Below are 21,730 nucleotides of genomic sequence, written 5' to 3'. Positions count from 1 at the left end.
ATATAGCTCTTTAAAAATGACGAAGCTTGCGCTTCATTCAAAAATTGTAAAACTTTTTTTGCCTCATCGTTCAGTTTTCAAAGTTCGTCTGCCGCTCTTAGCGACTCATTTATAATAGCACCTGCATTCTCTTTCGTCAACTATAAAAATAAAATATTTTAAAAGAATAAAAAAACAGTGTGCTCCTTCTTTGCACTATATAGAAGGAACACACTTTCTATTATTGAAATGCGATGATTCGTACTTCGTCTAAACGAGTTAAATCATACGTTTCTTGCGTCGGTTCTGATACGACAATCGGTTGTTCGACACTCGGTGTATAGTGATGAATTTTCCCACGAACCCCACTACTCAACAAAACGGTTCGACCCACTTCATAAAAGCCGAGTAACGTAGCTAACAGTGTGAGCGCCTCTCCATCGTACGCTTCATTTTGCCACATATAGAAGTAAGCTTCTTCCGGAGTGAGTGCAGCTCGGAATGTTCGCGGTGCCGTCAACTGACAAAAACGATCTGCCACGATAAACAGAGGAGAGGCCGGATGAAGCGCTCGCTCTTCAAGACGATTTGGGAAGCCCGATCCATCGAGCCGCTCATGATGTTCGGCCACTAATTTACCGACACGCTGCCGTAATGTCCGATCTTCAGGTAACATCGCCATCGATACGAGTGGATGTTGATACAGAAGCTCACGTTCCATTTTTGTAAAATAGCGCATATGTGACCATTTGCGGATTTTAGCGTAACTGGCATCGGCGAAATAAGATGCGATTCCATAGTCAAACTGAAGCCGATGTTCGTCCCCCCGATATTTCGATAACGTTTTTGCGACGAGCGCCCGATAAATCGCATGATGAATCACATGATTTTTACGTAACGGTTGGTTCGTGAAAAACTTGACGATTGCTGATAAAGGATAATCTTGGCGAAATAACTGATGAATAAATTCAAGAGCCTCATATGGATTCGGTGATATCCGTTCTTCCCATTGATTGTAGTGACGTTCATACTGAAGAATCTTTTCGCATAAGTCGCGTTCTTCCTCATGTGTAAAGGGACGGCGTTCTACCGGAGCAACTTCAATCGCATCAACTTTCAAAAAGCGGAGCAAACGTAAATGTTCGTTCGTCAGTCTAATCCCGGCCTCTAATGAAGAAACAGATGTTAAGAGCGTCATACCTACGTGCACGTTTGAAATAGCGAGTCGCATGCTCATCCCTCCTGATCGTATGAAAACAGGTCGAACGGAAGCTCCGCTCGACCTGTTTCGCCTTATTCGGTCACTTCAGACGATAGGTCGGTTTCTGGTGCTTCACCATCAAATCCATTCTCCATCTCATCTGCTGATTCCTCTTCTAGCTCATCTTTTTTCAATTTGGCAATTGTAGCCAAACGATCGCCGTCTTCGATGTTCATCACTTTCACACCGCGCGTACTGCGACCCATTTGCGAAATCGTCTGTGAATCGATCCGAATGGCGACACCGAGCTCGGTCATGAGCATGATATCGTCGTCCTCATCCACGACTCGCATACCGACGACGGTACCGCGGTCAGTCTTGATTCCGATAATTCCAGAACCGCCTCGACCTTGCGTGCGGAATTGCTCCATCGGCGTTCGTTTGCCATAGCCTTTTTCCGTGATAATCAATACGTCTTGCGTCGGGCGTACGATTTCCATCGAAACGACTTGATCGTCATCCTTCTTCAGACGAATCGCACGGACACCTCGGGCGGTACGGCCCATCGACCGTACTTCACTCGCAAGCGGGAAGCGAATCGACATCCCTTCACGCGTCACAATCAACATTTCGTCATCGCTCTTCGCAAGACGGACAGTAACCAATTCGTCCGTATCATTCAAGCTGATGGCACGAAGTCCGTTTTTATTGATGCGGGCGTAAGCCGAGAGCGGTGAACGTTTGACGAGTCCTTGCTTCGTGATAAACACGAGCGACAACTGCTCGTCTGCCACTTCAGCTTCCGAATCTTCACTTCCATCCTCAACGATGGCTTTGTCTGCCAAGTAACTATTGAAGTCGACCGGAATCATCGTCTCGACTTTTTCGCCTTTATCGACTTGTAGCAAGTTAATAATCGGCATCCCTTTCGCAGTCCGGCTCATCTCTGGGATTTCATACCCTTTCAAGCGGAAGACGCGACCGAAGTTCGTGAAGAACAGGATCGTATCATGCGTCGAAGCTGACAAGAGACGTAACACGAAGTCCTCGTCATTCGTACCCATCCCTTGCTTGCCTCGTCCGCCTCGTCGTTGTGTACGATACGAGTCGCTTGGGATTGATTTGATATACCCTTCGCTCGTGAGCGTGATCATCATGTCGCGAACTGGAATCAAGTCTTCATCTTCAAGCTCGATGATATCCGTACGGATGACTGTCCGACGTGCATCGCCATAACGCTCTTTGATTTCTGTCAACTCGTTGCGAATGATTTGAAGCAAGAGTTCTTCGTCGCCTAAGATGGCACGCAACTCTTCAATCAAGGCGCGAATCTCGCGATACTCGCCTTCGATTTTCTCACGCTCAAGTCCAGTCAAACGTTGAAGACGCATATCGAGAATCGCTTGCGTCTGCTCGGTCGACAACCCGAAACGGGCAATCAATTTCTCACGGGCCTCGTCACCGGTCCGCGTGCTGCGGATGATGGCGATGACTTCATCCAAGTGATCGAGGGCAACGCGCAATCCTTCAAGGATGTGTGCACGGGCCTCGGCCTTGTCGAGATCGAACTGCGTCCGACGGCGGACAACTTCTTTTTGGTGCTCGATGTAGTAATAAATCGCTTGCTTCAAGTTGAGCGTCTTCGGTCGTCCCCCAACGAGGGCGAGCATGTTGACCCCAAACGTCGTTTGCATTGGCGTTTGTTTATACAAGTTGTTCAAAATGACACTGGCATTCGCATCGCGGCGTACTTCAATGACAACACGCATCCCGTTACGATCCGACTCGTCGCGAAGATCAGTGATGCCTTCGATTTTCTTGTCGCGTACCAAATCGGCAATCTTTTCGACGAGGCGCGCTTTGTTCACTTGATATGGGATTTCATGAACGAGAATCCGTTCACGACCATTTTTCAACACTTCGATTTCAGCTTTGGCCCGCATCGTGATTGATCCACGACCCGTCTCATAGGCGCGGCGAATTCCGCTACGTCCTAAAATTTCGCCGGCTGTCGGGAAGTCAGGCCCCGGGATATGCTGCATCAACTCGGAGATGGTGATATCCGGGTTATGCGTCAACGCAAGAACGCCGTCAATGACTTCGTTCAAGTTATGCGGCGGTACGTTCGTGGCCATCCCGACCGCGATTCCACTCGTCCCGTTGACCAAGAAGTTCGGGAACCGGGCTGGCATGACGACCGGTTCTTTCTCTTCTCCGTCAAAGTTCGGTTGGTAATCAATCGTGTTTTTGCCGATATCACGGACGAGTTCCATCGCGATTTTCGACATACGTGCTTCTGTATAACGCATCGCTGCGGCTGAGTCTCCATCGACCGATCCGAAGTTTCCGTGACCGTCGACGAGTTCATAACGATAACTGAAATCTTGCGCCATCCGAACCATCGTCTCGTAAACGGCAGAGTCACCGTGCGGGTGATACTTACCGATAACGTCACCGACCACACGGGCCGATTTCTTATGGGGCTTGTCAGCACGAATTCCAAGTTCGTTCATCGCATATAGAATACGACGGTGAACCGGTTTCAGACCGTCTCGTACGTCTGGGAGGGCACGTGACACGATAACGCTCATCGCATAGTCCATGAACGAGGTGCGCATCTCTTGGCTAATATTTATATCCTTGATATTTTCTTGTTCTGCCATTCGTTATTGCCTACCCTTCTTTTTAAATATCGAGGTTTTTCACGTAATGCGCATGTGATTGGATGAAATCACGTCGCGGCTCGACATTGTCACCCATGAGCGTCTCAAAGATCTCATCCGCCTCAATGGCGTCTTGAAGGTCGACACGAAGCATCGAGCGTGTCTCTGGATTCATCGTCGTGCTCCACAGCTGTTCAGGGTCCATCTCACCTAGACCTTTGTAACGCTGTACGCTGTAACGAGCATTCTCCGGAAGCTGTTTAATCGCTTCTTGCAATTCACGGTCATTCTGCACGTAAGTGACATCTTTTCCGTGCTTCAAGCCGTAAAGTGGTGGTTGCGCGATATAGACATACCCGCTCTCGACGAGCGGACGCATGTAGCGATAGAAGAACGTCAAGAGCAGTGTGCGAATGTGGGCTCCATCGACGTCGGCATCGGTCATGATAATCAACTTATGATAACGAGCCTTCCCGAGATCGAACTCTTCCGCAATCCCTGTCCCGAGCGCTGTAATAATCGTACGTACTTCTTGGTTGGCTAAAATCTTATCAAGTCTCGCTTTTTCGACGTTGATGATTTTACCTCGGATTGGCAAAATCGCTTGGAAGTGACGATCGCGACCTGATTTCGCTGAACCGCCGGCCGAGTCACCCTCAACGATGTACAGCTCAGACTTCGATGCATCTTTCGATGAACAGTCGGCTAGTTTCCCAGGCAATGAACTGACTTCAAGGATCCCTTTACGGCGTGTCATCTCACGAGCACGTTTCGCTGCGAGACGGGCACGGGCCGCCATCAAGCCTTTGTCGACGATCAATCGACCGACAGATGGATTTTCAAGCAAGAATTGCTCGAACGTGTCTGTGAAGAGTGAGTCTGTGGCTGTACGCGCATCGGCGTTACCAAGTTTCGTCTTCGTCTGCCCTTCGAACTGTGGCGACGGGTGTTTGACCGAGACAATCGCCGTCAATCCTTCACGTACGTCATCTCCTGACAGGCTACCATCAGCCTCTTTCATGAGACCGAAGCGTTTTGCATAGTCGTTGATTGAACGCGTGAGCGCCGTTTTAAATCCAGTCTCGTGCGTTCCGCCCTCATGAGTCGGAATATTGTTCGTGAATGAATAGATGTTGCTCGCAAATCCTTCGTTGTACTGAAGCGCAATCTCGACTTCAATTCCATCCTTCGTGCCATGTACGTAGACAGGCTCGTCGTGGATTGAGGCTTTCGAGCGGTTCAAATGTTCAACGTATGACTTGATTCCACCCTCGTAGTGATAATTGCGTTCAATCGTCTCATCGCTGCGCTCGTCTTTGGCGACGATGCGGAGTCCTTTATTCAGGAAGGCAAGTTCGCGCAAACGTGTGGCGAGTAAATCAAAGTCATATTCGAGCGTCTCTTCGAAGATATCCCCATCCGGGAAGAAACGAACAGTTGTACCAGTCGTATCGGTCGTACCGACGATTTCAAGTTCGCCTTGTGGGACACCGCGTTTGAATGACTGATAGTAGACGTTGCCGTTACGACGGACGAACACTTCAAGCTTCGTCGACAACGCGTTGACGACCGAGGCCCCGACACCGTGTAGACCACCTGAAACTTTGTATCCGCCGCCGCCAAACTTACCTCCGGCGTGAAGGACGGTGAAGATGACTTCGACGGCAGGACGGCCCGTTTTCTTTTGAACATCGACTGGAATCCCGCGTCCGTTATCTTCGACAACAATCGAGTTACCTGGTTCTACTGTCATCGTGATCGTGTCACAGTGTCCGGCGAGCGCTTCATCAATCGAGTTGTCGACGATTTCCCACACCAAGTGGTGGAGTCCTCGTGAGCTCGTTGAACCGATATACATCCCCGGGCGTTTACGAACGGCTTCTAACCCTTCAAGCACTTGAATCTGATCAGCACCATAATCTTGCATTTGTTTTTCGTTTTCGTTACTCATCGGTTTTGTTCACCTACTATACATGAATTGGTGTTCATATGGATTGGTCTTACGTTATACAGATTCCGTTTCAACTTCGCCTTTTTTCACGTGAAACACCTTCGCTTGTTGAATCGTTTCGTGAGCGATGCCATCAATGTTGGTCGTCGTGATAATGGTTTGGACTTTTTGGCCCATCGTGTCGAGCAGATGGGTTTGGCGATGGTCGTCTAATTCAGATAACACGTCATCTAACAAAAGCAATGGATATTCCCCGACCTCTTCGTGGATCAGTTCAATCTCCGCTAACTTTAAAGACAAAGCCGCTGTACGTTGCTGGCCTTGTGAACCGAACGTTTGGACGTTGCGATTGTTGACATACAATTCAAAGTCATCTCGATGCGGACCAAATAACGTCACGCCTCGTCTTCGTTCGTTCTCTCTTATTTTATCAAACTTTTGACGATACGTTTCAAACATCGCCTCTTTTGGGTAACGTTCTTTTTGAAATGTATCCGATACGTATTGAATCGTCAGTGTCTCCAAGTCACGTGTGATGCCGGAATGGATGGGTCCCGCCCATTTTTCAAGCTGATCGATAAAATGATGACGTCGCGAAACGATTTTCACGGCAAGCTCAATCATTTGATCGGTGAGCACCTCTAGTAGCGTCTCGTCTCCACCTTTGATGGACAGTTGCTTTAACAAGGCGTTCCGTTGCTTCAGTGTCTTCAAATACTGATTCAATTCATGTAAATAGACAGGACTCACTTGCCCGATTTCCATATCTAAAAACCGTCGTCGTCCTTGCGGGCTACCTTTGACGATGGCAAGGTCTTCGGGTGCGAACAGCACGACGTTAAAAGCGCCGACATAGTCGCTGAGGCGGCGTTGTTCGAGATGGTTCAATTTCGCTTTCTTCCCTTTCGGTGAAAACGTGAGCGACTGGACCGTCTCCCCGGTCCGTTTATGAATCCGTCCCTCGACCATCGCTGCATCCGCCTCCCAGCCGATCAGTTCACGGTCTTGCGTCGTCCGATGTGACTTTGCGAGCGCAAGTACGTAAATCGATTCGAGCAGATTCGTTTTCCCTTGGGCATTCTCACCAATGAGAACGTTCGTCTGTTCTGAAAAATCTAGCTCGAGGGTTTCGTAGTTGCGGTAGTTTTGCAATCGGATCGACTTTAAATGCACGTTAGTTACCCTCGATTTGGAAGTCTCCGAAACCTTCGACCTCAATCGTGTCCCCATCGCGTAGTTTGCGTCCGCGACGTTGATCAATCTCACCGTTCACTTTCACTTGAATGTCCTCTAAGAAGAACTTCGCTTGGCCTCCGCTTGAAATGATATCAGCCAACTTCAAAAATTGTCCGAGCGTTACATACTCGGTTGTAATCGACACTTTTTTCATGTCGTCACTTCCTTTCTTTCATACTTAGTACAAAAAATCGCCATACTTATTAGTTTATCGAAAAACGTCGAATAAGGCAAAAATGGGGATGACAAGGTGAAACACCTCATCATCCCCGAATCTGCTCAGTCTGACTTAAGACGTGCGGACTGGCAAGATCAACTGTAGGACGCTATCTTGCTCGACCGGACGCAAGATGAACGGACGCATCGAACCCGTGAACTGGATTTCGATCTCTGAAGCATCAAGCGCACGAAGCGCATCCATGACAAATTTCGAGTTGAATGAAATTTTTAACTCTTCTCCTTCAAGCGACAGGATGCTGACGCGCTCTGACACTTTCCCGACTTCTGGAGAATGAGAGGAGACTTCGACCGTCGTCGCTTCTTCAGCGACAAACTTGATGACGTTATTGCGATCAGCGCGTGCAAGCAATGACGCACGATCGATAGCTTGGAGGAAGTCCTTCGCGTTCATGCGGACCGCTGTCCGGTATTCTTCCGGAATCAAGCGTGATGTATCTGGGTATGCACCGTCGAGTAGACGCGAGAAGAACGAGATGTTTTTCAAGCGGAACAAGATTTGTTGGTCCGTCAACACGATTTCGACTGGCAACTCTTCCCGATCAAGCAATTTTGCGAGTTCGTTCAATGAGCGGCCTGGGACGACGACATTTTGGAACGTCAAATCGTTGTCTGTCTCAAACCGTGCCCGGCGAAGTGCCAGACGGTGGCTATCCGTTGCTACACACGTCAAGAATCCTTTTTCGGCAGAGAAGTTGACCCCTGTCAACACAGGACGTGTCTCTTGTCCCGAAACAGCGAAGCTCGTTTGACGGATAATCGTCTTCAACAAATCGGCCGGCAAGTAGAAACGACGCTCGCTTGATAGTTCAGGCAGGCGCGGGTATTCATCTGGATCGAGTCCGTTCAAATGGAACTCGGCTTGTCCCGATTCAATTCGTGTCATAAAGTTCGGAGACACTTCGAGTGTCACTTCATTCGTCGGCAACTTTTTAACGATCTCACCGAGGAAACGTGCATTGAGCACGACGCTACCTGCTCGTTGAATTTGAATGAGTTCGATTCCGCCTTCTTCAATCGGGATTAAGCGTTCGATTGAAATTTCCGTATCGCTACCTGTGAGCGTCAACCCATCGGCATGGGCTTCAAGCTTTAATCCTGTGAGGATTGGAATCGTCGTTCGGGAAGCAACAGCTTTTGATACATCTTGTACGGCTTGCATGAATACATCTCGCTGAATCGTTAAATGCATGTGGATAATTCCTCCTAAGTGAACTGAGTCATATAGTTAATAATAATAGTATTATTTAAGTCATAATAGTAATAAGGGCTGTGGATACTGGGGATAAGTCACTTTAACTACTGGTGTTGAGCCATTCTGCCTGTGAATAACTTGTGGATAACTATGTGGGTTTATCCACAGGATATCCACAATGAAATTGAAGCGTTTTATGACAATGCTTTCTTTAACGTCTGAATCGTCTCTTGCATCTCCGGATCGTGCTTGAGCAACGTACTAATTTTCTCATGGGCGTGAATCACTGTCGTGTGATCGCGTCCACCGAACTCTTCCCCGATTTTAGGAAGCGAGCTTTCCGTCATCTCACGTGATAAGTACATCGCGATTTGACGAGGGAATGCGAGCGTCTTCGTCCGTTTCTTCGCCTTCAGTTCATCGACTTCAATATTAAAGTGACGGCCCACTATTTCTTGAATGTCCCGAATGACAATTTTCTTCGCTTCTTGGACCGGCATGATGTTGTGCAACGCTTCAGCAGCGACATCCGGATCAATCGGACGACCGACGAGCTTGGCATAGGCCACGACGCGCGTCAACGCCCCTTCGAGTTCACGAATGTTCGTGTCGATTTGGTTAGCAATATACAGCATGACGTCGTTTGCGATATCCAGTCCTTCTGCCGTCGCTTTCTTGCGTAAGATGGCAATCCGTGTTTCAAGGTCAGGCGGTGTGATGTCTGTGATAAGACCCCATTCGAACCGCGAACGAAGACGATCTTCGAGCGTCGGAATCTCTTTAGGCGGTCGATCACTCGAAATCACAATCTGTTTCTGATCGTTATGAAGCGCATTGAACGTGTGGAAAAACTCTTCCTGTGTCTGTTCTTTCCCGGCTAGGAACTGAATGTCATCGATTAAGAGAACATCAATGTTCCGATAGCGGTTGCGGAATTCTTCGGTCTTATTGTCACGAATCGAGTTGATAAACTCATTCGTGAACTTTTCAGATGATACGTAAGCGATTCGTGCGCCAGGCTTCTGCCCTTTCACGTAATGACCAATCGCATGCATCAAATGCGTCTTGCCGAGCCCGACTCCTCCATAAATGAAGAGCGGATTATAGGCGCGCGCCGGCGCTTCTGCGACAGCGAGCGAGGCAGCGTGAGCAAATCGGTTACCCGACCCGATGACAAACGTCTCAAAAATGTACTTGTCATTCAGCTGTCCGAGGTTCCCTTCCTCTTTTGGTAGTACCGGAAGTGGCTGTTCTTTCATTTCTGTGGCAGCAATCGTCTCTTTCGATCCATCCGCAGGTGCATACTTGTGTGCTTGTGATTCCTCGATAAAATGAATCTCAAGCTTGTTGTTCGTTACTTCTTCAATCGTATCTTGTAACAATGACAAGTATTGACGCTCAAGCCAAGTCACAATGAAACTGGCTGGCGCGGACACGACGAGTGTCGTCCCCATCAACGAAATTCCTTCTGTTGATTTCAACCACATATCAAAGCTGGCTTTTGGTGTTCGTTCCTCTTCCTCAATCAGAGATAAAACATTTCTCCAAATCTCGCGAGCATTCTTCAATGAAAGACCTCCTTTACTCACATGTTGGCGAAACTTATTCACACGATATACACATACACTATTCTATAGTAGATAATAGGGTTATCCCCAGAGAACAAAAACTGTGGATAAAGTTATCCACATGGTGTTGATGTTGGGGATAACAGTTATCCACAGCCTGTGTATATCTTGGAATTGCTAAAAGTTCATCCACAAGTTTGTGCACATTCAGTTTATCAAAATAAAATAGACGTGGCAACGGTTTTTGATATTTATCCACAGACTGCAAAAAGAATCCACAGGTAGTTATCCACATGCTGTGTATAGTGTGGATAAACTGTGGATATGTTGTGGATAATTAGAAGTAAGGTAAGATAGAGATAGAAAAGTTATACACAAAAGAGGAAGAAGGAATTGTGGAGAATATTTTTTCAAGAGAAGAAAATGAAAAATTAAAAAATGGAATCGTAAAATTGTTGAAAGAAGAGGAGTTATTCACATATAAGTGTGGATAACTATTGGGATATGTGGATAAAATGGCTTTAGACAGCTATTTGTAAAAAAGTCACTGGCAGATTGTTAATTCTCCATGTGATTCATTGCTTCCGTTTCTTCTAGATCATGCCATCCTGAGGCGATTGTCCCCTCCTTATCCGAAGGATTTCATCCTAATTGAAAACCTGGCGAAAACTCATTGACAATCTAGACAACAGTTTATATAATCTTAAAGACTGCCTTAAATGAAACTATAACTTGCTAATAGAGCGTTAACCTTGAGGAGGTGCTTTAACAATGAAACCAACTTTCAACCCTAACAACCGTAAGCGTAAGAAAGTCCACGGATTCCGTGCACGCATGGCGACTAAAAACGGCCGCAACATTCTTGCAGCTCGCCGTCGTAAAGGCCGCAAAGCCTTGACTGTCTAATACAGATCATGAGATTGCCCGAGGAATCCTCCTTGGGCAATCTTTTTTTGTATCGTCACAGAACTCACACAAACGGACGGAAAAAGCTGATTCACTCTCGTTGAAATGAATGGGATATGGTATGATGTTAGTTGACGATTTTTGAAGCGAAGGATGGAGTGAGAATTTTGAAAAAAGAATACCGCCTGCAAAAGAATGAAGAGTTCCAAGCGGTGTTTCGTGAAGGACGCTCCGTGGCCAATCGTCAGTTTGTCGTCTACACGCAGAAAGCGGATCAAGCGCACTTCCGGGTTGGACTTTCGGTCAGCAAAAAGCTGGGAAATGCCGTGGAACGGAACCGGATGAAACGATTGATGCGTGAATCGCTTCGCTTGCTCGAACCGAACGTGGCTCCGCACAATTATGTCATCATTGCGCGCAAACCAGCGACGTCGCTTACGCAAGATGAAGTGACAGAAAGCTTGAAACACGCATTCAAACGGGCTAAAGTTTGGAAGCAGAGACAAGTCGATCGATCATAACAATCCGAGCTCGTTCTTTCATATATAACGCGAACTAATTAGGATTGACCGATAGACGTGTGATGAAACAAAAGAATCGATAAAGAAAGCGTAGGGGGAACTATGAGCAAAAAGCTAAAATTAGGATTGTTGGCTGTCATGACCGGCGTCATCATGTTGATGGCTGGCTGTGTCGACCCATCGACGATCCAAGGAGAGCCGATTACGGCTGAGACGGAAGGCTTCTGGTCGCAATACTTTGTTTGGCCACTAGCATGGTTGTTGAAAGAAGCGGCTTACTTAATTGGTGGGACGTGGCAGTACGGTTACTCGATCATCGTCGCGACGATTATCGTCCGCCTCTTGATTTTACCGCTTATGATCAAGCAGACGAAGAGTATGGGTGCGATGCAAGTGTTGCAGCCAGAGATGCTCAAGCTGCGTGAGAAGTACAGCTCGAAAGACCAAGAGACGCAACGTAAACTGCAAGAAGAAATGATGAAAATGTATCAAGAGTACCAAATCAACCCGCTCGCGGGCTGCTTGCCAATCTTGATTCAAATGCCGATTTTGTTCGCGTTCTATGATGCGATCCGTCGGACACCTGAAATCTTTGAAGCGCAGTTCCTCTGGTTCGACCTCGGGGCACCAGATCCAACGTTCATCTTGCCGATTCTGGCAGCGATTTTGACGTATGCACAGCAAAAAATCTCAATGGCGGGCCAAGAACAAAACCCACAATTGAAAATGATGCTCTACATCTTCCCAGTGATGATCTTCGTCATGTCGATCACGCTTCCAGCCGCCCTTTCGATGTACTGGGTCGTCGGTTACATCATCTCGATTATCGTGACGATGGCAATCATGCTCCCGATGCGTGAGAAAATGAAAGTTCAAGCTGAAGCGAAAATCGCGGCGAAAGAAGCAGAACGTGCCGTACTCGCAGAAGAAGAAAAAAAGGCAAAAAAGAAAAAACGTAAATAAACGCTAAGGCTGTGGATAACCAATCCACAGCCTTTTTTGTCGTTCGGGATAGATCAACCTTAAATCCGGGAATAAACAAAGCAGTGGTCGAAATCGTCGAATCAGAAAGGGGTCTTTCATATGGAGACGCTCATCAAACGGTTGGAACGGTCGACGTTCATTCAAGCGGCGCTTTACGTGGTAATCGGGTTACTCATCATCTTGTATCCGCGCATCTTTTTTGATGCGATCGTCTATTTGGTCGCGGCTTACTTTGCCATCATCGGTCTCGTCGCCATCGTTCAAGGGTTGCGGCACAAACGGGACGGACTCCCAGCCGGTTTCTTTATGGGAATCATCTATTTATTGATCGCTTTAATCGTCTTTTTCTTCGCTGAAACGTTGGCAAGTCTGCTCCCGATTTTTATCGGCGCCTTATTCTTGTTTGGTGGCATCATCCGGTTGATTCAAGCCGTCGGATTTCGCCGGACCATCGCCAATCGGTGGATGTACTTCATGCTGAGCAGTCTATTGTGGATCGGGATTGGCCTACTCATGTTGGCGAACCCGTTTGACAGCCTGCTCGTTTTGTTCCAATTGTTCGGCGGTTTTCTCATCGCCGTCGGGGTGATTGAATGGGTGCTTTATTTCACACTCCGCTCCTCGAGACGCCAGCAAGCATAAACGAAAGCCGCTCACATTAGGAGCGGCTTTTTTCACGGATGACGAGTCGGTCGAAAAACGGACGAATCACTTCGAACGCAACGGTCGTCTCGAAGAAGGGACGCTCGGCTTCGAGAAGGGAAATATACCATCGAGCGGCTGTCGCATGATGGTCGGGTGTCAACGCTTCATAAAAGGTCCGGATTTCAATCCGCTGCCGGGCGGCCACGTCTTTCAACCCGAGTGCGGCCCGTTCGGGTTCGTAGTGAGCGGCGAGCACATAGGCGAAATGACTCATGCCTTGCCGAAGCATCTCGACGGCCCAGACATCGTTGCCGCGGTCACGGGCTTTCGTATATTGGAAAAAGAACCAAATCGCATCAAACACGTGTCCGCTTAAGTCTTCATCCGACAAGGTGAGCGAACTCGAGTGATGTTGCAGTCGGTGTTCCGGATCATACAGCACCGTGATTGTGTCTTGATGGTTCAACGTGTCCGCCGTCACCGTGAAGAAGTCGAGATGCAAGAAATCATCATAGACGACGATCAGTTGCGGGGCTATGATATCGATTTCGTCCTCGAGCAGAATCGGGCGATATGTGGCCAGATGGGTGCGGCGGCGCGACAAGAAGTCATTCAGGCTGTCAGGGGCGACCATGACGTACAAGTCGACATCGGAATGTTCGTCCGCTTCACCACGCCCGAACGATCCTTTCAAGAAAATGGCCTGCACGTCCGTATCGGAGATGAGGCTGTCGGTCAATGTGGCGATGGCATCTTGCTGTCGCATTTCATCACGTCCTCCATGGAAATATATTCCTTTATTGTACTAAAGTAATTCACTGAAATGCAACCGTTACTCGAGAGGTCGGACTCTTTCGTTCGAGACAAATATCGTGTATAGTAGGTGCGTTATGCATAAGATAGAGGAAGTAGTAAGAAGTATGGGAGGGAAAGATGATGCTAGAGTTTGACACGATTACGGCGATTTCGACGCCGATGGGTGAAGGGGCAATCGGAATCGTCCGCTTGTCCGGTGACCGCGCCGTCGAGACGGTGGGCCGTGTGTTTTCTGGAAAGGATTTGACGAAAGTGGAGTCACATACGATCCATTACGGAAAATTGAAACGTCCTGGCACGGACGAGGTCGTCGATGAAGTCATGGTGAGCATCATGCGCGCACCGAAGACGTTCACGCGAGAAGACGTCGTTGAAATCAATTGCCATGGAGGAATCGTCGCGGTCAATCGTGTCCTCGAACTGATTCTTGAACAACCGGACATCCGCTTGGCAGAACCGGGCGAGTTCACGAAACGCGCCTTTTTGAATGGACGGATTGATTTGTCGCAAGCCGAGGCCGTCATGGATTTGATTCGTGCCAAAACGGATCGGGCTATGAACGTCGCCATGTCACAAATGGAAGGACGCTTGTCACGGCTCGTCCGCGAGTTGCGTCAACTGTTGCTTGAGACGATTGCGGCGGTCGAGGTCAATATCGACTATCCGGAATACGACGCCGAAGAGATGACCCAGGCCATCGTCGAAGACAAGGCGGGCGAAGTGAAGCGTGTGCTCGAGCAGCTACTTGAGACGGCGCGACAAGGCAAGATTTTACGAGAAGGGCTCGCGACAGCGATTATCGGTCGACCGAACGTCGGCAAGTCATCGCTCATGAACACGCTCGTACAAGAGACGAAAGCGATCGTCACGGAAATCGCAGGAACGACGCGCGATACGATTGAAGAGTATGTGAACGTCAAAGGCGTTCCGCTCAAATTGATTGATACGGCAGGGATTCGGGAGACGGAAGATATCGTCGAGCGGATTGGTGTCGAGAAATCGCGCAAGGCGCTCGCCGGGGCTGACTTGATTTTGCTCGTCTTGAACGGGCATGAAGGTCTAACTGTCGAGGATGAGGCCTTGTTTGAGGCGATTGCTGGTATGAATGCGATCATCATCATCAATAAGACGGACTTGCCACAAAGTATGGATTCTTCTAAGCTGGAGAAACTAGCGGCAGGTCGCCCGATTGTGGCGACGTCTCTCTTATTAGAAGAGGGAATCGATGCATTGGAGAAGGCGATCTCGAACTTGTTCTTCGCTAAAGGCGTCGAATCACAGGATATGACATATATCTCGAACGCACGACACATTCAGCTCATCAAACGGACGATCGAACAAATCGATGAGGCGCTCGGAAGCGCCGCCATGAATTTGCCGATTGATATGGTCCAAATCGATTTACGGCGGGCGTGGGATACGCTCGGCGAAATCAACGGGGACACCGTTCAAGAAAGTTTGATTGATCAACTCTTTTCACAGTTTTGTCTTGGGAAATAATAAGGAGGAACAACTATGGCTTACACGGCAGGCGAGTTTGATGTCATCGTCATCGGAGCCGGTCATGCGGGAATCGAGGCCGCACTGGCTTCGGCGCGCATGGGCGCGAAAACGGCGATGCTCACGATGAATCCAGATATGGTCGGATTCATGTACTGCAACCCATCGATCGGTGGTCCCGCGAAAGGGATTGTCGTTCGCGAAATCGATGCCCTTGGCGGCGAAATGGCGAAGGCGATCGATGCGACGTACATTCAAATGAAGATGCTCAACACATCGAAAGGTCCAGCAGTGCGCGCATTACGGGCGCAAGCGGACAAATTCCAATACCAAAATCATATGAAGAAAGTGCTTGAAGACGAACCGAACCTATTGCTTCGTCAAGCGCTCGTCGAACGACTTCTCATCGAAGACGGGAAAGTCGCCGGCGTCGTCACGAATACTGGTTCGGAGTACCGCTCGAAAGCGGTCATCGTCACAACGGGTACGTTCATGCGCGGTCAAATCATTATCGGCGAATTGTCGTATGAGAGCGGTCCGAACAACCAGATGCCTTCGGTCGAATTGTCGAAGCATTTAGAAGAGCTCGGGCTCGAACTCGTTCGTTTCAAAACGGGGACACCGCCACGCATCGACGGCAAGACGATCGATTACTCGAAGACGGAGATTCAACCAGGGGACGACAATCCGTCGCTCTTCTCCTACACGTCGAAAGACCTCGACCCGATCGAGCAAATCCCGTGCTGGCTCACCTACACGAGCGAGCGGACGCACCAGTTGATTGACGAGAACTTGCATCGTTCGCCAATGTACTCAGGTGCCATCAAAGGGACGGGCCCACGTTACTGCCCATCGATTGAAGATAAAGTCGTCCGGTTCAACGATAAACCGCGTCACCAAATCTTCCTCGAGCCAGAAGGTCGCGATACGGAAGAAATTTACGTGCAAGGCTTCTCGACGAGTATGCCGGAAGACGTTCAGCATCAAATGCTCCGGACGATTCCAGGGCTTGAGAACTCAGAGATGATGCGCCCTGGATACGCGATTGAGTACGATGCAGTCGTACCAACGCAACTTTGGCCGACACTCGAGACGAAGACGGTTGGCGGATTGTTCACGGCAGGTCAAATCAATGGGACGAGCGGCTATGAAGAAGCGGCCGGACAAGGCATCATGGCCGGAATCAACGCCGCATGCCAAGTTCTCGGCAAAGAGCCAGTCATCTTGGACCGCTCACAGGCGTATATCGGCGTCTTGATTGATGATCTCGTGACGAAAGGGACGAACGAGCCATACCGTCTGCTCACATCCCGCGCCGAGTATCGGTTGCTTTTGCGCCACGACAATGCGGACCTTCGTTTGAGCGACATCGGCCACGAGGTCGGTCTATTGTCACCAGAGCGTCATGCCCACCTTGAAGACAAACGAGTCGCCATCGCGGCAGAAGTGAAGCGTCTCAACGGACTCGTCATCAAACCGTCCGCTGACGTGAACGCCGTGCTCGAAGAAGTTGGCGCGAACCCGCTCAAAGAAGCGACGCATGCCAGCATTTTGTTGAAGCGGCCAGAAGTGACGTACGCGACGCTCATGCGCTTTGCACCGGCACCGATCGAAGTGCCGTTTGAAGTGGCGGAGCAAGTCGAGATTCAAGTGAAATACGAAGGCTACATCTCGAAGCAGCTCGAGCAAGTCGAGAAGATGCGTCGGATGGAAGAAAAACGGATTCCGGAGAAACTCGATTACGATGCAATCGGTGGTCTTGCGACGGAAGCGAAACAAAAACTAAAACAAGTTCGTCCGCTCTCGATTGGACAAGCGTCACGTATTTCCGGGGTAAACCCGGCGGACGTTTCGATTCTTCTTGTCTATATCGAGCAAGGACAATACGCGACAGTGGAGTGAAACGATGAACCAATCCCAATTTATTGAGGCGCTGCAGGCAGAAGGGTTTGAATTGAGCGAGAAACAACTCGCTCAGTTCGAACTGTATTTCGAGATGCTCGTCGAGTGGAATGAGAAGATGAATTTGACGGCGATCACGGACAAGGAAGAAGTGTATTTGAAGCATTTCTATGACTCGCTCAGTGCGGCGTTCCATTTCGACTTCGCAAACGTGGATACCGTATGTGATGTCGGTGCCGGGGCTGGATTCCCGAGTTTGCCGCTCAAAATTCTATTCCCGCACCTTCACGTGACGATTATCGACTCGCTTAACAAGCGGATCACGTTCTTGAACGAACTCGCGCTCGCGCTCGGGTTAGAAGGTGTGGCGTTCCATCACGGACGCGCCGAAGAGTTTGGAAAAAATAAAAAATTTCGTGAGCAATTTGATGTCGTAACCGCCCGTGCGGTTGCCCGGATGACGGTGCTCGCCGAGTACTGTTTACCGCTCGCAAAAGTCGGCGGAACGTTCGTAGCGCTCAAAGCAGCGAAGGTTTCCGACGAGCTTGTCGATGCGAAAAACGCCTTGGCCGTGCTCGGTGGGAAAGTAAAAACGACACACCAGTTCCTATTGCCAGGAGAGATGAGTGAGCGTAATATCGTAATTGTAGATAAATTACGAAAAACGCCTGGGAAATATCCACGTAAAGCGGGTACCCCAGCGAAAGAGCCGCTAATCTGAGCAATAGTGTTTCACGTGAAACTAAAAGCAGATTCCGGTAGTGGAATCTGCTTATTTTTTACATAGAGGGGTGCCGACGTTGAAGAAAACATTTGCTAAACTGTTCGGAAGTCGTCCAGAAGTGGCGGTTACAGAAATCGCAGAAGTCAAACCGAATGACGCGGTTCAAGACATCGCGTTATCGTTGCTTCTCCCGAACCGTTATCAACCGCGTAAAGTATTCGAGCCGGCTAAAATCGAAGAGCTCGCTGTCACAATCGATGAACATGGTCTCCTGCAGCCAATCGTCGTCCGAAAAGCAGAAGAGGGACGCTACGAGATTATCGCTGGGGAACGCCGCTTCCGCGCCGTCAAATCGCTCGGCTGGTCGGTCATTCCGGCCATCGTCCGGGAGATGGATGACGATACGACTGCCGCTCTGGCATTGATTGAGAACTTGCAGCGCGAACAGCTCAGTCCGATTGAAGAAGCGGAGGCGTACGATCGTCTGCTCGCCATGAAAGGTCTGACACAAGACGCGCTCGCGAAGAGTCTCGGCAAGAGTCAGTCGACGATTGCCAATAAACTACGCCTGTTGAAATTGCCGAACGACGTCAAGCAATGTTTGCGCGACCGCCAAATCAATGAACGTCACGCTCGGGCGCTTTTGCCGCTCAAAGAGGAAGGACTCCAGCTCCAAGTGCTCATGGAGATTATAGAGCAGGACTTTAACGTCAAAGAGACGGAAGAACGCGTCGCCTTCTTGACGACACCGATTGAAGAAGAGAAGCGGAAACCGAAAAAGCAACGCCGTCGGACGAAAAGTTTCGCACGTGACACGCGAATCGCCCTCAATACAATCCGGGACTCGGTCAGTTTAATCGGAAAGACCGGGATTGAAGTCCAGACCGAGGAAGTCGAAGAAGACGAATTTGTTGAAATTCGAATTCGAATCCCGAAAGCACGGCCACAAAAGTGAGCCTGTGCTTTTTTTATAGCTATCAGTCAGAAGGAATGGAGGAATCATGATGGAACGGTTACCGATTAAACACATTCGTCCCAACCCGAATCAGCCCCGCAAGCAGTTCGAACCAGAAAAGCTAGACGAGCTCAGGCAATCGATTGAACGTTATGGCGTGTTGCAACCAATCGTCGTCCGTAAAGCGAGTGGGTTTTATGAAATCATCGCCGGCGAGCGCCGGTTTCAGGCTGCTCAATTGGCCGGCAAGACGGATATCCCGGCGTTGATTGTCACGGCCGACTCGGACCGCGTCATGGAACTCGCCTTGATTGAGAATATTCAACGTGCCGACTTGAACGCGATCGAAGAGGCGCTCGCCTACGAACAGTTGATGCAAACGCTCGGATTGACCCAGCAACAATTGGCCGAACGCGTCGGCAAGAGTCGGAGCCATGTGACGAACAGCTTGAGACTGCTTCGGTTACCGAGCGCGGTCCAGCATGCGGTCATGGTCGGTGAGTTGACGATGGGCCACGCCCGGGCCATCACCGGCATGAAATCGGTTCAGGCGATGGAACAGATTGCCCGTCGCGTCATCGCCGAGCAATGGACGGTCCGCCGACTCGAGCGCTATTTACAAAAGGAGCGCATTGAAAAAAAGACGCTCAAACGCTCGGACGCCGACGTGGAAGCCGTCGAGGCGGTGCTAGCGGAACGTCTTCAAATGGATGTATCGATTCGCCCGCGTCGAAAAGGGGGCGTCCTCGAGCTGAAGTATTTCTCGCAAGACGATTTGGAACATCTATTGACGTTGTTATCGCCTCAAGATTTCGATTCGTCACGAGACTGACGAAGTCGGGTGATGGCCGCCTCTTCTTGATGAAGCCGCCCGATGCGTGAGTCGAACTCGACGAACCCGTCGGTGATGAAACGAGCCAGCTCATAGACGAGGTGGAGGCGCGTGTTTTGCAAAATCATCATTTCCATGAAGCCACTTACGTTGACGACGGCTTTAATGTTGTATTCGCCGACCGAAGGGAGTTCTTTTTGAACACCGGCACCGGGGGCGAGCGGTCCTTCTGAGAAGAAGATATAACCGACACTCGACAAGCGACCGAGGCAAGCGTCGATGGCGATGATGAGGGGGCGATGGAACCGTGTCTGAATCTCATGGAGCGTCTCGACAAGGTTCAGCGCATGGACCGGTTTTGTCAACGTGCCGTACACATGGATATTGCGGACAAAGCGCTCCTCAAGGAACGTGCCGACGAGCGGTCCGAGCGAGTCACCGGTGGAACGGTCGGAGCCGATACAAACGAGGACGATTGGACGATGCGTCTCCTTTGCCAACTGATCATGCAGTTGATCGGCAAAGAGCTTGGATCCACTCCGTTCGGTATGTTCGATGAAGAAAGAGTATGGTTTATGAGGTTTTAGGCGAAACGGCATGAATCTCATCCTCTCTTCTAAGCTGCCTGCGTCTAGTTGCAATTGCGGAATGAAACCGTATTATCCCATTCCCGGAACACCAAAACTTATAACGTCCGGATGTAGGGTTTGAGAAAAGTCGTTAATTATGGTTTGATGGGTTAGAATCTATAACGCTAGAGGTGACAACATGGCTTCACAAAATACAGATACAAACTTAAGCACGGTAGCCGACGAAACGATGGATAGTGTCAATCGGTTCGTCGCCTATTTCCAAGACACGGAGATGTGGATCGGTCTCGGTATCAAATTGACCGGTGTCGCACTCATCATCTTGGCACTTTATGTGGCGTCACGCATTTTGACGTCGATGGTCCAACGCGTGTTCGCACTGCGTAAAATTAAAGAGCACGATATTGTGACGCAACGGCAAAATGAGACGCTATCGAAATTGGCCCAAAACACGATTCGCTATGTGCTCGGCCTAATCATGATTTTGACGGTGCTCGGGCAGTTCGGCGTCAATATCGCCGGTTTAATCGCATCGGCCGGGGTCGCCGGTCTGGCCATCTCGTTTGGCGCGCAAAACTTGGTGAAGGACGTTATCACAGGTGCGTTCATCATCTTCGAGAACCAGTATAAGAACGGGGATTACGTCAATTTAAATCAACAAGTCGACGGCACCGTCATCGAAGTCGGGATTCGGACGACGAAGTTGAAAGGGTTGAACGGACAAGTGACGATCATCCCGAACGGACAAATCATGCAAGTGACGAACTACTCACTCGAGAACAGCGTCGCAGTCGTCGATATCGGTGTCGCGTATGAAGAAGACATGGCTAAAGTGGAGAAGGCGTTGAAAGAAATCGCCCATACGGTCGAGGAGAAGTATCACGACTTGTTCATCGAACCAATTACGCTCGCTGGTGTGCAGTCGCTCGGACCGTCGGAAGTCGTCTATCGTCTCATGGCCGAAGTTCCACCGACACAACACTTCGCGGCCGGTCGGATTTTGCATAAAGAGTTGAAGGCCGGGCTAGATGAGCGTGGAATCGAAATCCCGTATCCGCGTACCGTCATGATGCCGCCAACCACAACGACTAAAGGAGCGCCGGAAAATGCAGGCTAAATCGTATGAGTTGAACGATTTTGTAGAAATGAAGAAACCGCATGCGTGTCAGACGAACCGCTGGCAGGTGACTCGGGTCGGAATGGATATTCGCATCAAGTGTCAAGGATGCGGGGCGAGCGTGCTCATGCCGCGTCGCGACTTTGATAAGCGATTGAAAAAAGTGCTTAAACAAGAGAACGCCGCTGAATAAGTGGCGTTCTTCTCT

20 protein-coding genes are annotated in these 21,730 nt (G+C 49.5%); 11 read left to right on the top strand and 9 right to left on the bottom strand.

The window, feature by feature from the left end:
• Positions 1-220 precede the first annotated feature (220 nt).
• The 7 genes from KNP84_RS10210 to dnaA form a co-directional block, all read right to left on the bottom strand.
• The gene (locus KNP84_RS10210) at positions 221-1,210 is read right to left on the bottom strand and encodes an HD-GYP domain-containing protein (protein ID WP_029596442.1); all 990 of its coding nucleotides are present in this window, start codon (positions 1,208-1,210) and stop codon (positions 221-223) included.
• Between the two features lie 62 nt (positions 1,211-1,272).
• Positions 1,273-3,843: a DNA gyrase subunit A gene (gene gyrA, locus KNP84_RS10205; protein WP_058765174.1), complete on the bottom strand. Its 2,571-nt coding sequence runs from the start codon at positions 3,841-3,843 to the stop codon at positions 1,273-1,275.
• Between the two features lie 22 nt (positions 3,844-3,865).
• A complete protein-coding gene (gene gyrB / locus KNP84_RS10200; RefSeq protein ID WP_021067843.1) occupies positions 3,866-5,794 on the bottom strand; it encodes a DNA topoisomerase (ATP-hydrolyzing) subunit B in 1,929 nt (642 codons plus the stop codon).
• A 54-nt stretch (positions 5,795-5,848) separates the two neighbouring features.
• Entirely contained in the window at positions 5,849-6,967 is a 1,119-nt protein-coding gene (recF, locus tag KNP84_RS10195) for a DNA replication/repair protein RecF (protein WP_215114726.1), read from the bottom strand.
• 1 nt (position 6,968) lies between these two features.
• Positions 6,969-7,184 (bottom strand): S4 domain-containing protein YaaA, encoded by a 216-nt coding sequence (yaaA, locus tag KNP84_RS10190; RefSeq protein WP_128123800.1) that lies wholly within the window; start codon positions 7,182-7,184, stop codon positions 6,969-6,971.
• Positions 7,185-7,319: 135 nt separating this feature from the next.
• Entirely contained in the window at positions 7,320-8,459 is a 1,140-nt protein-coding gene (gene dnaN, locus KNP84_RS10185) for a DNA polymerase III subunit beta (RefSeq protein ID WP_021067846.1), read from the bottom strand.
• A gap of 197 nt (positions 8,460-8,656) precedes the next feature.
• Complete coding sequence (gene dnaA / locus KNP84_RS10180) at positions 8,657-10,030, bottom strand: chromosomal replication initiator protein DnaA (protein ID WP_021067847.1); 1,374 nt, start codon at positions 10,028-10,030, stop codon at positions 8,657-8,659.
• A 771-nt stretch (positions 10,031-10,801) separates the two neighbouring features.
• Between dnaA and rpmH the strand changes: the two genes are divergently transcribed.
• From rpmH to KNP84_RS10160, 4 genes are all read left to right on the top strand, one after another.
• Positions 10,802-10,936, top strand: a complete 135-nt coding sequence (gene rpmH, locus KNP84_RS10175; RefSeq protein ID WP_015880216.1) for a 50S ribosomal protein L34 — start codon at positions 10,802-10,804, stop codon at positions 10,934-10,936.
• 167 nt (positions 10,937-11,103) lie between these two features.
• Entirely contained in the window at positions 11,104-11,457 is a 354-nt protein-coding gene (rnpA, locus tag KNP84_RS10170) for a ribonuclease P protein component (RefSeq protein ID WP_021067848.1), read from the top strand.
• A 102-nt stretch (positions 11,458-11,559) separates the two neighbouring features.
• The gene (gene yidC, locus KNP84_RS10165; protein WP_214718816.1) at positions 11,560-12,420 is read left to right on the top strand and encodes a membrane protein insertase YidC; all 861 of its coding nucleotides are present in this window, start codon (positions 11,560-11,562) and stop codon (positions 12,418-12,420) included.
• Positions 12,421-12,540: 120 nt separating this feature from the next.
• Positions 12,541-13,083, top strand: coding sequence for an HdeD family acid-resistance protein (locus tag KNP84_RS10160; protein ID WP_215114725.1), 543 nt, complete (start codon positions 12,541-12,543; stop codon positions 13,081-13,083).
• A 16-nt stretch (positions 13,084-13,099) separates the two neighbouring features.
• Here KNP84_RS10160 and KNP84_RS10155 read toward each other — a convergent pair whose 3' ends face one another.
• A complete protein-coding gene (locus tag KNP84_RS10155; RefSeq protein WP_215114724.1) occupies positions 13,100-13,852 on the bottom strand; it encodes a nucleotidyltransferase domain-containing protein in 753 nt (250 codons plus the stop codon).
• A gap of 170 nt (positions 13,853-14,022) precedes the next feature.
• On the opposite strand from KNP84_RS10155, the gene mnmE reads away from it, so the two are divergent.
• The 5 genes from mnmE to KNP84_RS10130 all read left to right on the top strand — a co-directional run bounded on the left by mnmE (position 14,023) and on the right by KNP84_RS10130 (position 19,815).
• The gene (mnmE, locus tag KNP84_RS10150) at positions 14,023-15,402 is read left to right on the top strand and encodes a tRNA uridine-5-carboxymethylaminomethyl(34) synthesis GTPase MnmE (protein ID WP_021067853.1); all 1,380 of its coding nucleotides are present in this window, start codon (positions 14,023-14,025) and stop codon (positions 15,400-15,402) included.
• Positions 15,403-15,417: 15 nt separating this feature from the next.
• Positions 15,418-17,304 carry a tRNA uridine-5-carboxymethylaminomethyl(34) synthesis enzyme MnmG gene (mnmG, locus tag KNP84_RS10145; RefSeq protein WP_021067854.1) on the top strand — a complete coding sequence of 629 codons (1,887 nt, stop codon included), beginning with the start codon at positions 15,418-15,420 and terminating at the stop codon, positions 17,302-17,304.
• 4 nt (positions 17,305-17,308) lie between these two features.
• Positions 17,309-18,025 carry a 16S rRNA (guanine(527)-N(7))-methyltransferase RsmG gene (gene rsmG, locus KNP84_RS10140; protein WP_021067855.1) on the top strand — a complete coding sequence of 239 codons (717 nt, stop codon included), beginning with the start codon at positions 17,309-17,311 and terminating at the stop codon, positions 18,023-18,025.
• Between the two features lie 79 nt (positions 18,026-18,104).
• Positions 18,105-18,983 carry a nucleoid occlusion protein gene (gene noc, locus KNP84_RS10135; RefSeq protein ID WP_021067856.1) on the top strand — a complete coding sequence of 293 codons (879 nt, stop codon included), beginning with the start codon at positions 18,105-18,107 and terminating at the stop codon, positions 18,981-18,983.
• A gap of 49 nt (positions 18,984-19,032) precedes the next feature.
• The gene (locus tag KNP84_RS10130; RefSeq protein ID WP_029596439.1) at positions 19,033-19,815 is read left to right on the top strand and encodes a ParB/RepB/Spo0J family partition protein; all 783 of its coding nucleotides are present in this window, start codon (positions 19,033-19,035) and stop codon (positions 19,813-19,815) included.
• On the opposite strand, the gene yyaC is transcribed toward KNP84_RS10130, so the two are convergent.
• Entirely contained in the window at positions 19,788-20,414 is a 627-nt protein-coding gene (gene yyaC / locus KNP84_RS10125) for a spore protease YyaC (protein ID WP_021067858.1), read from the bottom strand. The genes KNP84_RS10130 and yyaC overlap by 28 nt on opposite strands.
• 169 nt (positions 20,415-20,583) lie before the next feature.
• Here yyaC and KNP84_RS10120 point away from each other — a divergent pair, with 169 nt between their 5' ends.
• Positions 20,584-21,522 carry a mechanosensitive ion channel family protein gene (locus tag KNP84_RS10120; RefSeq protein WP_021067859.1) on the top strand — a complete coding sequence of 313 codons (939 nt, stop codon included), beginning with the start codon at positions 20,584-20,586 and terminating at the stop codon, positions 21,520-21,522.
• Entirely contained in the window at positions 21,512-21,715 is a 204-nt protein-coding gene (locus tag KNP84_RS10115; protein ID WP_016509068.1) for a DUF951 domain-containing protein, read from the top strand. Before KNP84_RS10120 ends, KNP84_RS10115 begins: the two co-directional genes overlap by 11 nt.
• The last annotated feature ends 15 nt before the right edge of the window (positions 21,716-21,730 follow it).

Source organism: Exiguobacterium sp. s70 (assembly GCF_018618315.1).
GTDB lineage: Bacteria > Bacillota > Bacilli > Exiguobacteriales > Exiguobacteriaceae > Exiguobacterium > Exiguobacterium chiriqhucha.
Note: the sequence above shows the minus strand (reverse complement) of the source record. Positions and strands in the feature narration are given on the sequence as shown.